This is a genomic window from Psychrobacillus sp. BM2, from assembly GCF_048572895.1.
GTDB lineage: Bacteria > Bacillota > Bacilli > Bacillales_A > Planococcaceae > Psychrobacillus.
The window spans coordinates 366,828-380,195 of the sequence record NZ_CP183878.1; the positions used below are offsets into that span (position 1 = coordinate 366,828).

The following is a 13,368-nucleotide window of genomic DNA, read 5'->3' on the forward strand; positions in this document are numbered from 1 at the left end:
TATATCATACGTCAATGGCAATTGCAGTGATGGACGTACCTTTTCAACTTATAAGTTTCTAATTTTTAGTTGGACATGATGTGTAACTTATTACCAGAGGGGTCCTTCACTATAATCGAGCCATCAGCTTCTTCGAAAGGGAATTCCAAACGTTTAAGCTGTGATATTGTTTCTTCTATTTCCTCTTTCGTAAAGATAATTGTGAACTGTTTTAATCCTCTCGAATTGGGTGGCGGAGCGGGTAAACCAGTTCCAGACCATGTGTTCAATGCGACATGGTGATGGTAGTGATCTTTTGATAAAAATAGGCTTCCATTTCCTTTCTTGGTAATTGTAAAGCCAAGACCTTCCACATAAAATTGTTCAGTGATTTCAAGTTCAGAAGCTTGTAAATGCATATGACCAATGCGAGTTTTTTCTGGAAGACCAATCCAAGAAGGAGTAGCTTCTTCTACAAGCTTTTCAAAGTCAATCGGATAGGAGCCACCTTCGTATCCTCCATTTTTTGTTCGTTCCCATTTTTCAGGAGGAAGATCCACATAAATCTCAATCCCGTTTCCATCTGGATCAGTTAGATAAAGTGCATCACTATATTGATGATTTGCGGCTCCATCCATGGGATACTCGGTCTGAGAAAGATGCATAAGCATTGTACCTAAACTAGCGTGATCTGGTAATAGGATGGCAAAATGGTAGAGGCCGGTTGTTCCGATAGGTCTCTCCACTGAATCTGGCATTTCCTCTAAGACAAGTAAAGAGGTAGATCCATCAGCAGTTAGTGTTACTTTATTTTGTTCTTCTTTTAAAATACCAAAGCCAATTACTTCTTGGTAGAATGCCGATAATTTTTCAAGGTCCGATACGTTCAAATGCACTTCTTGCAATCGAGAAGGAGAGTTAGTGTTATATATTTCATAAGCTAGTTCCTTTGATTTGAACAAAAAGAACAGGGAAGTGAGAACTAAAACTAGTACTATACCGATAATAAATATTCGTTTGTTTATCATTGCATAAATCTCCTTTTTTATATAAACTACAATTTGTAGTGTAACAGGAAATTCCAAGTAATACAGCTATAAAATATTATGATATGAATCTTGAGGAACAATTGTTGACTAGAAAAGTCACTCGCACTACAATGAGTAATGTGGGGTGGATAAATCATGTTGATTCGAAAATTTAAAATTAACGAAAGTGGATTGAATCGTTTTTTTGGACCTCTTGAAGCAAAAATTATGGATATTTTATGGAATGACGTAGAAATGACTATAAAGGATGTTCAGCTAGTTCTGGATAAGGAGAAGATGACTAACTTTAATACAGTTATGACAGTGATGAACAGATTAGTTGATAAGGGTATTCTGCAAAAACGTGCAGATGGTAGATCATCACTTTTTAAACCAGTTCAGTCACGAGTAGAGTTTTTAAGTGAGCAGTCAAAAGAAATGACAAACGAGTTGATGGATGAATTCGGAAACGTTGTTGTCAGTCATATGCTAGATGCGCTAGAAGACGTAGATGATGATCTTGTAGCAAAGCTCGAGCAAAAAATTAAAGAATTGAAAAAGGATATGTAGTATATGTCTAAACGTCAATCATCTCTCCTATTTTTCTTGTCCCTTGTCATTTCAGGAACGATTTTTATTCAAATGGCTTTGTATGTCATATCTATGTTGGCAGGCTGGAATGTCAAATTTAATATTGTGGAAGTTTGTCATAGCTGGCTGAAAGCAATCGGATTGTCTTCACTTGAATATGCGCTTGATGCACTCGTAATCTATACGCTCTTATTTTCCATTTGGCATATAGGATCTCAATTTTTCTATGCTTCACGCTTGAAAAAACATTTTGAGCGATATAAAGATAATTTACTTACGAACGATATGAATCAGATGCATAGTAGTGGAAAAAAAGATTTCATCATCATTTCGAATCCGGTACCTATGGCGATAACCATGGGATTTATGAAGCCTAAAATTATTATATCGACAGGGTTGATAAACTTACTAACGGATGATGAGTTAAAAGCTGTCGTTGCTCATGAGATATATCATAAAGACAATCGTGATCCGCTAAAAATATTTTTACTTTCACTTTGTGCATCCACAATTGGCTATATCCCGATTTTAAAGTGGTTCAGCCATCAATATAGAATCATCCAGGAAGTATTGGCAGATGAATTTGCCATTAGGAAACAGGAGACATCTATGAACTTGGGTAGTGCACTTTTGAAAATGTTGAAAGTAGGCAAGCAAGAAAAAATGCCATTTGCTTATGCATCATTTGCAGACACATCTGTGAATTACCGGATTGAGTATATGTTAAATCCATTAAAGGATGTTCAGTGGAGGATTCCATTGAAAAAAGCATTTTTGTCATTGGTAGTATTTATTTTACTATGTGCATTTTTTATTTACGCTCTTGCGTAAATTTTTATCCAATTACACTACGTTATGTAGTTTTAATTTAAACTGAGGAGTGTTTTATATGTCAAAGAAATTATTTTGGTTCATCGGTGTAGTGGCGGTATGTCTTATTGCCATTGTCATGTTAACGAATGCTAAAGAAGATGCAGTAGTAATAGATTACGAGGGGCAACCTTTTCTAGGAGAAGAGTCTGCGCCAGTTGAGATTGTTGAATTTGGTGATTATAAATGTCCACACTGTGGGGAGTTTAATAACACACTCCTTCCAATGATCAATCAGGAATTAGTGGAAACAGGGAAAGCGAAATTTTACTTTATGAACTATTCGTTTATCGCGGCAGATTCAACGACTTCAGCACAATTTGCTGAAACGGTTTACCAGGAACTAGGTAATGAGAAATTCTGGGATTTCCATCATCTCCTGTTCGCCAATCAAACAAATGAATCTGGGGAAGCAAATTTAATGACAGAGGAATTTTTGAGTGCGGTGTTAGCAGAAGTTGCAACTGGAGAAGAAGTTGAAAAAGTGAAGCTTGCTTTTAACGACGGGAAGGCGAAGGAAGCTTGGGATCAAGATATGAGTACAGCGAATAATCTAGGTGTCAATTCGACACCAACAATTTATATTGGTGGTAAAGAATTTATTGGACAAACAATGGATGATTTTATAGAAATGGTAGATGAGGCTACAGATGATAAATAAACCGCTTCTTATAGCATGGATAACATCGATTATTGCGATGATAGGAAGCTTATTTTTTAGCGAGCGGATGGGATTTATACCATGTACGCTCTGCTGGTATCAGCGAATTTTAATGTACCCACTTGTCGTTTTCTTAGGTATTGCTTTTTACCAGAATGACGCAAAGATTTATAAGTATATTCTTCCGCTTTCGGTAGTAGGAATGCTAGTTTCTAGCTATCATTATGCATTGCAAAAAATTCCTTCTTTAAGTGAGTTTAGTGCATGTACAAACGGTGTTCCGTGTTCAGGACAATATATCAATTGGTTTGGATTTGTAACAATTCCATTTTTAGCACTCATTGCATTTACGTTTATAACTGGAATGATGCTTGTGCTGTGGAAACGCAAGTAATTCATTAAAGAAGGGACTGACCAAAAATGGATAAAAAGAAAAAACGCTTCTATATGCGTACCATTATTTTAGCTTTAATGGTAGTGGCGATTGTTTTTACTATTTATACAAATTTAACGAAGGAAAGAACTGCATTAATACAGGTGGGAGATGATGCTCCTGATTTTGCACTTGTGGATATGAATGGAGAAAAACATCAACTGTCCGATTATAAAGGCCAAGGAGTCTTCTTAAACTTTTGGGGAACCTGGTGTAAGCCATGCGAAAGAGAATTTCCCCTTATGGACATACAATACCAAGAATATAAAGATAAAGGGCTTGAAATACTAGCGGTTAATGTAGGGGAATCTAATTTTTCCGTTCAAAAATTTATAGATCGTAAAGGTTTAAGCTTTCCAGTACTAATCGATGACAACAAAAGTGTAATGGAAACATACAAGATTAATCCTTTGCCAACAACTTTACTTATTAACCCGGAAGGTAAAATTGAAAAAGTCATTACAGGGGAAATGAGCGAGGAAATGATTAAGGAATATATGGAACAAATTATTCCAATCTAATTTGATTAATAAGTAATAATAGGATAGATTAAGCTCCTGATTATAATTTCAGGGGCTTATTTCTTTATAAGAAGTAGGGACTTTTGAATGCTTTTGTTAAATAAATAAAATTATATATTTCCTTTCCTAGTATTAAAGTCCTTGCTTTATTTAATTTTCATAAAAATTTATTTGAGTCTTTGTGTGCACAAACTTTATGACAATAGTAAGTTTGAATATTTTGTGAAAGTGGTAAAATATTAAGAAGGATAACTATACGGGAAGAGGTGGAATAGATGACATTAGTAAGAGCAACTGGTAATGGTGCTACAAATGAAATAGCTGCAGTAGAGCAGCGAAAGCGTGCTTTTCAGCGAAAAGATGTAGGACAAGCTTATCGCAAAAACGCAGCGTTCTATCAGCCTAGAAAGAATCCTACTTTGACTGAGTTGGAGGATTTGTTACTTGGAAATAAGGAAAAAGAAAGCGTTTCCAATGAAGTGGATGCCGCAATTAAAGAGTATCAACAAATAGAAAAAAACAAAAATATGCTAGATATTAAAGGTCCTTCTGTGCCTGTGCAAACAATTGGAGGACCAACACTAGAAAAAACGATTGAACTCTTGGAAAAGGCTCGAAGCTCTGCTCTTGCTTCTGACGTACCATCTCCACAAGACTTAAGGATAGCAGCTAATGCTACTTCGAAAATTCAAACGGTTCAATCACAAATATTATTAAACCAAGAAGCGACTAGACAAATTGCGGTTGAAGCTAAAAGGCAAAAAGAAGATGAGGCAGCAGTATCCAATCGTTCTGTTCAATCGGACTTTCAATCTCCTAAAGTTTTGGAGGAGAATTTACAAAAAAGAAGATTCAGAGAACAAGCAATTGCGAAATACTCATTTCAAGTACACATGCAAAAATATGGTTTTACTGACCAACAGCCAAGTTTCTTCCATATAGCTTAAGAAGGGGCACTTGAACATGAGCAAAAAACTAAAAACGAATGCAGTTCGTAAATTAGAACAACAGAAAATTACGTTCGAATTAATTGAATATGAGCTTACTGGCGATCAAGTAGACGGGGTAACTGTAGCTGATAAAATAGGCTATCCCGTTTTTGTTGTGTATAAAACATTACTTGTTACGGCCGGAACAAATAAACATTATGTATGCATTATTCCTGTACATAAAGAGTTGAATTTAAAAGAAGTTGCTAAAGCGGTAGGGGAGAAAAAAGTGGAGTTGTTACCGCTGAAAGAATTGCTACCGACCACTGGATATATTAGAGGTGGATGTTCCCCAATTGGTATGAAAAAGTTATTCCCAACATGGATAGACACAAGTGCAGAGAGCTTGGATTTTGTTCTTGTAAGTGGTGGGAAAATCGGTCTTCAGGTGAAACTAAGCTTGCAGGATTTGCTAAAACTAACGAATGGTCGAATTGCAGAAATTATTAAAATGTGATGGTTTCTTTAAAACATCGTTATAATTGACCTACTATAGGCAAGTTTTTTTGAAGAAATATTTTTCAAAGGGAGTATATGCTTTTTAGTTATTATCTGTCTAGCTCTAGCGCCTAGCCCTTCGAGTCGCTTCAGACTTGCGAATAAAGATAAAAAACGCCTTTATTGCAATTCTTCCAGCGTTATCAGGGCTATCATAGACGCTTGCGCTTTTCTAAACAGGAAGTAGGATCTTTAGTATGAAGCAATTAGTTTGGCGTTGGGTATTTTTTGTTACTGGAGTCACAATGATGGCCTTGGGTATTTCCATGACTATAAAGGGACAACAATTTGGAATTGGGCCATGGGATGTGTTTCATATTGGTTTACATAATCATTTAGGTTTAACCATTGGTACTTGGACGATTTTGGCGAGTATTATCATTGTGTTAATCACGATAATGGGGACAAAGAAATTTCCTCAGCTTGGAACATGGTTAAATATTCTTTTTTTAGGTTCCTTTATAGATGTGTTTAACTGGATTTTGCCAGATATAACTAGTTACATAGGTCAGCTAGTTATATTTATTATAGGGGTTGTTGTGATAGCAGTGGGTGTTGGAGTTTATGTTTCTCCGAAGGTTGGAGCGGGTCCGCGCGATTCACTTATGCTATTACTCATGGTGAAAACAGGCTGGAGTATTAAAAAGGTGCGAACCGGTATTGAAATAATTGTGGCACTAGCAGGCTGGGCGCTTGGTGGACCGGTGGGACTAGGTACGATTATTATTGCTTTATTGCTCGGTCAGATAGTTCACTATTCATTGCCGTTATCACAAAAAATATTATATAAAATTTCCGGTTATACATTGCCGGATGTTAAAGAGAGTGTGGAAAATCAACCTTGATTTTCGCACTCTTTTTCATATTTTACCAGGTAAGTGCATATAGTATTTCTTGAAGGAATGATAGGGAGGATGATGCTATGAACGGGATAATTACTCATTATATGGGAAGGTCATATACAGGACAAGGTGTGAAAAGCTTTTATAAAGAAATTATTCAAGAAGCGAACAAAGTATATTTTTTTAAAGGACCGACTACCTATCGATTAACTGATATATTCAAGGAAATAGGCTATACAGCAGTACGCAGAGGTAAAAACATGGAGTGGTTTTACGATCCTATGCATGAAGATTTGCTGGAGGGTATATATATTAATGAAACAAAAACACTTTACTTACAAGCTGACACCGTAGATCCCATCTATTATGGAGCAGGGCATGAATGGGTTCCCTATTATGAAGCTTATAGTGATCGGAAACTCCGTGACATTGGTCCAATAGTAAAAGAAAAGCAGATTAATAATGATGTATGGCTAACAAAGGGGCTTCAAGCATTATCTCGAGCAAAAAAAATTCACGATGAATGGGAACAGCTTATACAGGTAGCTATCAGCTGGGATGGGATTAACGCATTGCTTGAAGAGCGTTCAAAGAAAAACATCGGTAATATTCAACTGCAAAAGAATCCAAAGGAAACACATCGTTTAATGGGGTCTCTTACTCCACTTGGGGCAAAAGATACGCTAGAGTCTATTTCCAAAAATTTGAAAACTAGATTGTATATAAAGGGTTTACCGGGTAGTGGGAAATCGTCTTTTATGAAGAAGTTTGGTGATGAAGCAAAACTGCATGGTTTGGATGTTCGATATATTTGGTGTGGCCTTGATGCAGGTAGTGTAGACGGCGTAGTGCTTCCTGAACTCCAATTATGTATTGTGGATGCGACAAGCCCTCATGTCTATGAGCCAGAGCGCACCGGAGATGAAATTATCGATTTCTTCCCACATATCGACAAAACAATGTTAGATGAGGGTAAAATAGCAGAAGTAAGAAATCGTTATGCAACTGAAATGGAGCTTGCCCAAGATTATTTATGCACGTATGCTGGAGAATCTAAAATGATTAAGATGCTTTACGATTCAGCCATTGAAGAGGATAGATGGAGTGAAATGCAGGAAAAAATGCTCGAAACAATTAGATGAATACAAGTGATTCCAACTAACAGAAACAATTATAGATCCCCGCTGACTAATGTCTGTGGGGTTTTATAATAGTTGCTTTATTTTCCTCCATCCCTTTAGCGTGGTAAGATAGAGTAGAATATTACTCGTGAAAGGATGAGGAACATGTCTCACGTATTAAATAATTTTTTATCCGAAAATTTAAATGAATTAAAGAGCCAGGGTTTATATAACGAAATTGACCCTGTAGAAGGTCCAAATGGAGCGAAAATCAGCGTAAAAGGCTCTGAGCTCATTAACCTATCATCTAATAACTATTTAGGGCTTGCGACAAATCCAGAACTTAAACAAATTGCAAAAGAAGCAGTGGACAAGTATGGAGTTGGAGCAGGAGCTGTACGTACGATCAACGGAACACTTGATCTTCACGTAAAGCTAGAACAAAAGCTAGCTGAATTCAAAGGAACAGAAGCTGCAATTTCGTATCAATCAGGATTCAACTGTAATATGGCAGCAATTTCTGCAGTGATGGACAAAAACGATGCAATACTGTCGGACCAACTAAACCATGCTTCTATAATTGATGGATGTCGACTGTCACGTGCGAAAATAATACCGTTCAACCACTCAGATATGGATGATTTACGTGCAAAAGCAAAAGCTGCAACAGAGTCTGGTCAATACAACAAAGTAATGGTAATTACAGACGGTGTTTTCTCCATGGATGGAGACATTGCAAAGCTTCCGGAAATCGTCGCAATTGCCAAGGAATTTGATCTGATCACCTATGTAGACGATGCACATGGCTCAGGTGTAACTGGTAAAGGGAAGGGAACCGTGAAGCAATTTGGACTAGAAAAGGAAATTGACTTCCAAATTGGTACACTCTCCAAAGCAATTGGTGTTGTAGGTGGATATGTTGCAGGTAAAAAGGATTTAATCGACTGGTTAAAAGTTCGCTCGCGTCCATTTTTATTCTCCACAGCGCTACCACCAGGTGATGTAGCAGCAATAACGGCAGCAGTTCAAATGATCATCGATTCCACAGAATTGCACGACAAACTATGGGAAAATGGCGATTATCTAAAAGCCGGTTTATCGAAACTTGGCTTTGATATAGGTGCCTCCGAAACACCAATCACACCGTGTATTATTGGGGACGAAAAACTAACCCAAGCATTCTCGAAACGACTATTTGAAGAAGGTGTCTATGCAAAATCCATCGTCTTCCCAACCGTACCAAAAGGAACTGGCCGCGTCCGCAACATGCCAACCGCAGCTCATACAAAAGAAATGCTAGATGAAGCCATAGCTACTTACGAAAAAGTTGGTAGGGAGCTTGGGGTAATTAAATAAAAATAAAACTAGCTATCAAGTTAAATACTTGGTGGCTACTTTTATAGGTAGAAAGCATGGTTAAGGCATGTGAGAGAATATACTACATGGATATTACTTTGGGATTCTGTAATGAGCATGAAGAAAGTAAATTTTTCCTTTTACTAGTGGAAACAAAAAGAAATAGTAAGTGTTTATCAAATAAAGTAGCAAAATAGCAAACGAAATTGCATCTTCGAGAGCTTACTCTATGAATTAGAAAGCATCTTTTCTCTAATTTTCCAAGAATGTAATAAAGCAGTTTCTAATGTTGTAAAGGGGCGACGGACAGATAAACGCCATAAGATTACCGAGAAAGGAGCTGCTGGTCGTGACGTTAGTCACGACCAGCTCCAAAAAATTAATCGGTAATAATATAGCAAAAAGTCTTTCCATAGCCCTTCAAAGACGATAGAAACAAGTTTGGAACATAAAGGACTAGGCATATTTTTGCCTTGTTTTTCTTCTCTAATTTTCCATCTCTTTCTCCATCCATTCAAACGAATACACAAGATTGAACTTCTGAACTCCTCTAGCCAAGTTAATACTCTCCTCAGCTGCTATTCGAAAAGCGCTCAAATCACCTTTTTCTTTAGCAATGATTGCATCTAGTGCATAAGGCATCCAATCAGTAGCCAATTTCCCTTTTAAAGAATGTGCATCCTCAAAATTACCTTTTAGCGCTTCTGCATAAGCTATGTAATATGTATGGAGTGGCTCTTTGCTTATTTGTGTAGAAAGCTGTTCAACCCGCGTTATATTGTTTTCAAATAAAGCTAAAATGGTTTTATACACTTGTTGCATATATGGCTGCTTGTATTTGGATAATATAAGTTGAATTGCACTAATAATTTCTTCGCGATTTCCAGTCTTTACTGCAAGTGCGTATGTAAATATAGGTTTTCTTTTATTTTTCTCCAAAAAGCGCTCAATTTTTTTCAAATCGTTGGATTTATATACAGTATAAATTGGTGGTAAAACGAGCAATACAACGTATACAACAATAATTACAATATAAATCAACCAAAATGGTTGCTCCAAAAATTGCAAAGCTACTGTTAGAACAACCCCAAAAATAAATATATATATAAATGGTAACAGTCTCATAGAATTCCCCCTTTATTTCATTATACCAAAACACCCTATTTCGAGGTGTTGTATTTATTGAATGAACATTGTATAATAACTTTCATAAAAGACTAGCGATATCAATGGTTTACAGGGCATCAGTGTACCCCTCAAAAATACAAATGTTTTTGAAAGGAAGATTTTATGAAAAAAATTATGGTTACCGGAGCTTTAGGACAAATCGGTTCAGAGTTAATAACCAAATTGCGAAAAGAATATGGTTCAGAAAATATACTAGCGACAGATATTAGACATATAGCTTCACCTGTATCGGAAAGTGGTCCTTTTGAAATTTTAGATGTGACAGACGGAGAAAGAATGCATCAGCTTGCAAAGGATTTTAAAGCGGATACGATGATACATATGGCAGCTCTTTTATCAGCAACAGCTGAAGCAAAACCTTTACTTGCCTGGAATTTAAATATGGGTGGGTTAGTAAATGCATTAGAAGCCTCTCGGGAACTAGGTTTGCAGTTCTTTACCCCTAGCTCTATCGGAGCATTCGGGCCATCTACACCTAAAAAGAACACGCCTCAGGACACACTACAGCGTCCGACAACTATGTATGGTGTGAACAAGGTATCTGGTGAACTATTATGTGATTATTACTTTAATAAGTTTGGTGTAGATACACGCGGTGTGCGTTTCCCAGGGCTGATTTCCAACGAAACCTTACCAGGTGGTGGAACGACCGATTATGCGGTGGATATATACTATAAGGCAATACAAGAAGGACAATATACATCGTATATTAAAGCAGGAACATACATGGATATGATGTATATGCCTGACGCATTACAGGCGATTGTAGACTTAATGGAAGCTGACGGAAGTAAGCTAATCCATCGCAATGCGTTCAATGTAACAGCGATGAGCTTTGAGCCTGAACAAATCGCAGCAGCGATACAAAAAGAAATTCCGACTTTCACTATGAATTATGAAGTAGATCCGATTCGCCAAGCAATAGCTGATAGCTGGCCGGATTCTATCGATGCAACAGCGGCGAAGGAAGAATGGGGCTTTTCATTTCAATATGATTTAGATGCAATGACAAAGGATATGTTAACTAAACTAGCAGCAAAAAAAGCAACGGAAACCTTATAAGGTCCGCTGCTTTTATTTTATTGTCTAGCTCCAGCACTTGTCGGTGCTGAAATAGGCACTGCCGCGAAAGTATATAAAAATGTCCCGTGAACACAGGGTTATCGGTGCTTTTAAAAATGAATAATACGACTGACTTGCGTTTCAGGTGGGGGTACAAAGGCTAAGAGCGCCACCTCGTGAGGCAACGCCTTCGTGACCTACCTCCTGTTGGCCTCCGCGGGCGTTGCCTCAGCCTCCTCACTGGAAAACACATGCTCCTGCGGTTACTCGTCGCAAAGACATTGGCCAAACAAAGTTTGGCCAATGTCTTCGCTGCGGGGTCTTCACCTAACGCTGTTCCCGCTGGAGTCGTCACCTTCCACTACAATCAATATGACGTGTAGTACTCTACTATCAGATTTGGCATAGCTTATCGCTTAGATAATAATAGCAGTCAAAGTTAATATAGTGATAAAGCCGTCTGTTGAATTAAGGACACTATTTTGTAATGAAGAATGAAGCAAGTAGACTTCCTTTTTTACTAGTGGAAATAAAGAAAAATAGTAAGTAGTTACTAAATAAAGAAGCGAAATAGCGAACGAAATTGTATCTTCGTGAGCTCCTGCTAGGAGTAGAATCGTATCTTTTCTTTAGTTAAACAAAAACGCACTAACCTGTTTCTATTAGTTGTAGAAGGGTGACGGACAGGCAACCGCCATAAGATTACCGAAAAAAGTGAGTATTGGTTGTGACAATCATCACAACCAATACTCACTAAAAATTCACTCGGTAATCCTATAGCAAAACGTCTGTCCAAAGTCCTTCGAAAACGAAAGAAACAGGTTTTGAACTTAAAGGACCAGACTTCTTTTTGTATGGTTTTTCTAAGTTAAAACAATATATGTGCTACAGCTGCAATGATTGGGAATGAAATAAACGTACGTAATAAGAAAATAACGAGTAGATCTTTAAAATTTACTGGAATTTTCGAGCCTAATAACAATCCACCAACCTCAGACATATAGATCAGCTGAGTTACAGACATTGTAGCGATGAAGAAACGAGTCATTTCCGATTCAATAGATGCTCCAAGAATAGATGGTAAGAACATATCCGCAAAGCCGACGACCATTGTTTGTGCAGCAGCAGCTGCTTCTGGTATACCGAAAAGCATTAGTATAGGTTCAAAGGGCTTACCTAAAATAGCAAATACCGAAGTATATTCTGCTAGCATTAACGCAATCGTGCCGAACGCAAGCACTACAGGAGCAACCCCAATATACATATCAACCACATTTTTTATACCATCAGAGAAAAAGTTACGGATTGAGCGGTTTTTATTTGCCATATTTAATGCGTTTTCTACACCATGCGTAACGGCATTATAGCTTTCAGGGTATTTCTCCGCATCCAAATCAAGTGGACGTCCATCAATATGTGTATCTTCTTTTCCAGCAAGTGGATAAATTCGTGGCATGATAAATGCAAGAACTACACCACAAAGTAGCACGGTTAAATAATAGGGAAGAAAGTATTCACCTAAACCAACCTGGTCTAATACAACGATACAAAATGTAATCGAAACTACAGAGAAAGTTGAACCAATAATTGCAGCTTCTTTTTTCGTGTAATAGCCTTCTTCATACTGTCTGCTCGTTAGCAAAACACCGATTGTTCCATCTCCAACCCATGATGTAAGGGCATCAACGGCAGAACGACCAGGGAGCTTGAACAATGGACGCATGATTTTCACCATCATCGTACCAAAGAATTCCAATAGTCCGAAGTTTAATAGAAGGGGAAGTAATAATCCTGCAAATAAGAAAATAGTAAATAGGAAGGACACTAATCCAGTCGGACTTAATAACATTCCACCAGTATTTTCACTCCAAATTACTTCAGGACCAAGCTGCCAAATGATTAAGATAGCAAACACTGCTCCGACAATCCGTGTAACTGTCCAAAAAGGAGTTACTTTGAACAGATTATTGATAAATGTATCCTCTTTCGGTCTGAAAAGAAAAATGATCGAACCAGCTGCTGCGACTAAAAGCGTTACCAATGCAAGCCATTGAACAATCGGTTCAAGCACTCCAGATAGTAAACCTGCTAGCCATGCGATAGGTATTTGAAATCCTCCGTCAATTGGTAGAGGAATCATGAATAATATAACACCTGCAATAGAAGGGAGCAGGAATAATAGCCAGGTCGATAGGGAAAACTTTTTCATGCAAAAGACCAACTTTCTAT

14 protein-coding genes are annotated in these 13,368 nt (G+C 37.5%); 11 read left to right on the plus strand and 3 right to left on the minus strand.

Features of this window, described 5'->3' with window-relative positions:
* Positions 1 to 65 precede the first annotated feature (65 nt).
* On the minus strand, positions 66 to 1,007 hold the full coding sequence (locus ACN6MX_RS01650; protein WP_419960951.1) for a VOC family protein: 942 nt from the start codon (positions 1,005 to 1,007) through the stop codon (positions 66 to 68).
* Positions 1,008 to 1,163: 156 nt separating this feature from the next.
* On the opposite strand from ACN6MX_RS01650, the gene ACN6MX_RS01655 reads away from it, so the two are divergent.
* From ACN6MX_RS01655 to ACN6MX_RS01700, 10 genes are all read left to right on the plus strand, one after another.
* Entirely contained in the window at positions 1,164 to 1,577 is a 414-nt protein-coding gene (locus tag ACN6MX_RS01655) for a BlaI/MecI/CopY family transcriptional regulator (RefSeq protein WP_419960952.1), read from the plus strand.
* A gap of 3 nt (positions 1,578 to 1,580) precedes the next feature.
* On the plus strand, positions 1,581 to 2,429 hold the full coding sequence (locus tag ACN6MX_RS01660) for a M56 family metallopeptidase (RefSeq protein ID WP_419960953.1): 849 nt from the start codon (positions 1,581 to 1,583) through the stop codon (positions 2,427 to 2,429).
* 58 nt (positions 2,430 to 2,487) lie between these two features.
* Positions 2,488 to 3,129: a DsbA family protein gene (locus ACN6MX_RS01665; RefSeq protein WP_419960954.1), complete on the plus strand. Its 642-nt coding sequence runs from the start codon at positions 2,488 to 2,490 to the stop codon at positions 3,127 to 3,129.
* A complete protein-coding gene (locus ACN6MX_RS01670) occupies positions 3,122 to 3,523 on the plus strand; it encodes a disulfide oxidoreductase (protein WP_419962531.1) in 402 nt (133 codons plus the stop codon). The genes ACN6MX_RS01665 and ACN6MX_RS01670 overlap by 8 nt, the downstream gene beginning before the upstream one ends.
* Before the next feature lie 26 nt (positions 3,524 to 3,549).
* Complete coding sequence (gene resA, locus ACN6MX_RS01675) at positions 3,550 to 4,083, plus strand: thiol-disulfide oxidoreductase ResA (protein WP_419960955.1); 534 nt, start codon at positions 3,550 to 3,552, stop codon at positions 4,081 to 4,083.
* Positions 4,084 to 4,358: 275 nt separating this feature from the next.
* A complete protein-coding gene (locus ACN6MX_RS01680) occupies positions 4,359 to 5,030 on the plus strand; it encodes a hypothetical protein (RefSeq protein WP_419960956.1) in 672 nt (223 codons plus the stop codon).
* Positions 5,031 to 5,046: 16 nt separating this feature from the next.
* Complete coding sequence (gene ybaK / locus ACN6MX_RS01685; protein WP_419960957.1) at positions 5,047 to 5,529, plus strand: Cys-tRNA(Pro) deacylase; 483 nt, start codon at positions 5,047 to 5,049, stop codon at positions 5,527 to 5,529.
* A gap of 238 nt (positions 5,530 to 5,767) precedes the next feature.
* On the plus strand, positions 5,768 to 6,415 hold the full coding sequence (locus ACN6MX_RS01690; RefSeq protein WP_419960958.1) for a YczE/YyaS/YitT family protein: 648 nt from the start codon (positions 5,768 to 5,770) through the stop codon (positions 6,413 to 6,415).
* A 77-nt stretch (positions 6,416 to 6,492) separates the two neighbouring features.
* On the plus strand, positions 6,493 to 7,554 hold the full coding sequence (locus ACN6MX_RS01695) for a hypothetical protein (protein WP_419960959.1): 1,062 nt from the start codon (positions 6,493 to 6,495) through the stop codon (positions 7,552 to 7,554).
* 144 nt (positions 7,555 to 7,698) lie between these two features.
* Positions 7,699 to 8,889: a glycine C-acetyltransferase gene (locus ACN6MX_RS01700; RefSeq protein WP_419960960.1), complete on the plus strand. Its 1,191-nt coding sequence runs from the start codon at positions 7,699 to 7,701 to the stop codon at positions 8,887 to 8,889.
* Between the two features lie 486 nt (positions 8,890 to 9,375).
* Here the strand turns inward: ACN6MX_RS01700 and ACN6MX_RS01705 are convergent, their stop codons facing one another.
* Positions 9,376 to 10,014 (minus strand): hypothetical protein, encoded by a 639-nt coding sequence (locus ACN6MX_RS01705; protein WP_419960961.1) that lies wholly within the window; start codon positions 10,012 to 10,014, stop codon positions 9,376 to 9,378.
* A gap of 165 nt (positions 10,015 to 10,179) precedes the next feature.
* On the opposite strand from ACN6MX_RS01705, the gene ACN6MX_RS01710 reads away from it, so the two are divergent.
* A complete protein-coding gene (locus tag ACN6MX_RS01710) occupies positions 10,180 to 11,139 on the plus strand; it encodes an L-threonine 3-dehydrogenase (RefSeq protein ID WP_419960962.1) in 960 nt (319 codons plus the stop codon).
* 868 nt (positions 11,140 to 12,007) lie between these two features.
* Here ACN6MX_RS01710 and ACN6MX_RS01715 read toward each other — a convergent pair.
* Positions 12,008 to 13,348 (minus strand): YjiH family protein, encoded by a 1,341-nt coding sequence (locus tag ACN6MX_RS01715; protein ID WP_419960963.1) that lies wholly within the window; start codon positions 13,346 to 13,348, stop codon positions 12,008 to 12,010.
* Positions 13,349 to 13,368 lie beyond the last annotated feature (20 nt).

What these genes read in the sequence shown, in the direction of transcription:
- ACN6MX_RS01650 (WP_419960951.1), bottom strand. Translation starts at nt 1,007, where the DNA reads ATGATAAACAAACGAATATTTATTATCGGTATAGTACTAGTTTTAGTT.
- ACN6MX_RS01655 (WP_419960952.1), top strand. Translation starts at nt 1,164, where the DNA reads ATGTTGATTCGAAAATTTAAAATTAACGAAAGTGGATTGAATCGTTTT.
- ACN6MX_RS01660 (WP_419960953.1), top strand. Translation starts at nt 1,581, where the DNA reads ATGTCTAAACGTCAATCATCTCTCCTATTTTTCTTGTCCCTTGTCATT.
- ACN6MX_RS01665 (WP_419960954.1), top strand. Translation starts at nt 2,488, where the DNA reads ATGTCAAAGAAATTATTTTGGTTCATCGGTGTAGTGGCGGTATGTCTT.
- resA (WP_419960955.1), top strand. Translation starts at nt 3,550, where the DNA reads ATGGATAAAAAGAAAAAACGCTTCTATATGCGTACCATTATTTTAGCT.
- ACN6MX_RS01680 (WP_419960956.1), top strand. Translation starts at nt 4,359, where the DNA reads ATGACATTAGTAAGAGCAACTGGTAATGGTGCTACAAATGAAATAGCT.
- ybaK (WP_419960957.1), top strand. Translation starts at nt 5,047, where the DNA reads ATGAGCAAAAAACTAAAAACGAATGCAGTTCGTAAATTAGAACAACAG.
- ACN6MX_RS01690 (WP_419960958.1), top strand. Translation starts at nt 5,768, where the DNA reads ATGAAGCAATTAGTTTGGCGTTGGGTATTTTTTGTTACTGGAGTCACA.
- ACN6MX_RS01695 (WP_419960959.1), top strand. Translation starts at nt 6,493, where the DNA reads ATGAACGGGATAATTACTCATTATATGGGAAGGTCATATACAGGACAA.
- ACN6MX_RS01700 (WP_419960960.1), top strand. Translation starts at nt 7,699, where the DNA reads ATGTCTCACGTATTAAATAATTTTTTATCCGAAAATTTAAATGAATTA.
- ACN6MX_RS01705 (WP_419960961.1), bottom strand. Translation starts at nt 10,014, where the DNA reads ATGAGACTGTTACCATTTATATATATATTTATTTTTGGGGTTGTTCTA.
- ACN6MX_RS01710 (WP_419960962.1), top strand. Translation starts at nt 10,180, where the DNA reads ATGAAAAAAATTATGGTTACCGGAGCTTTAGGACAAATCGGTTCAGAG.
- ACN6MX_RS01715 (WP_419960963.1), bottom strand. Translation starts at nt 13,348, where the DNA reads ATGAAAAAGTTTTCCCTATCGACCTGGCTATTATTCCTGCTCCCTTCT.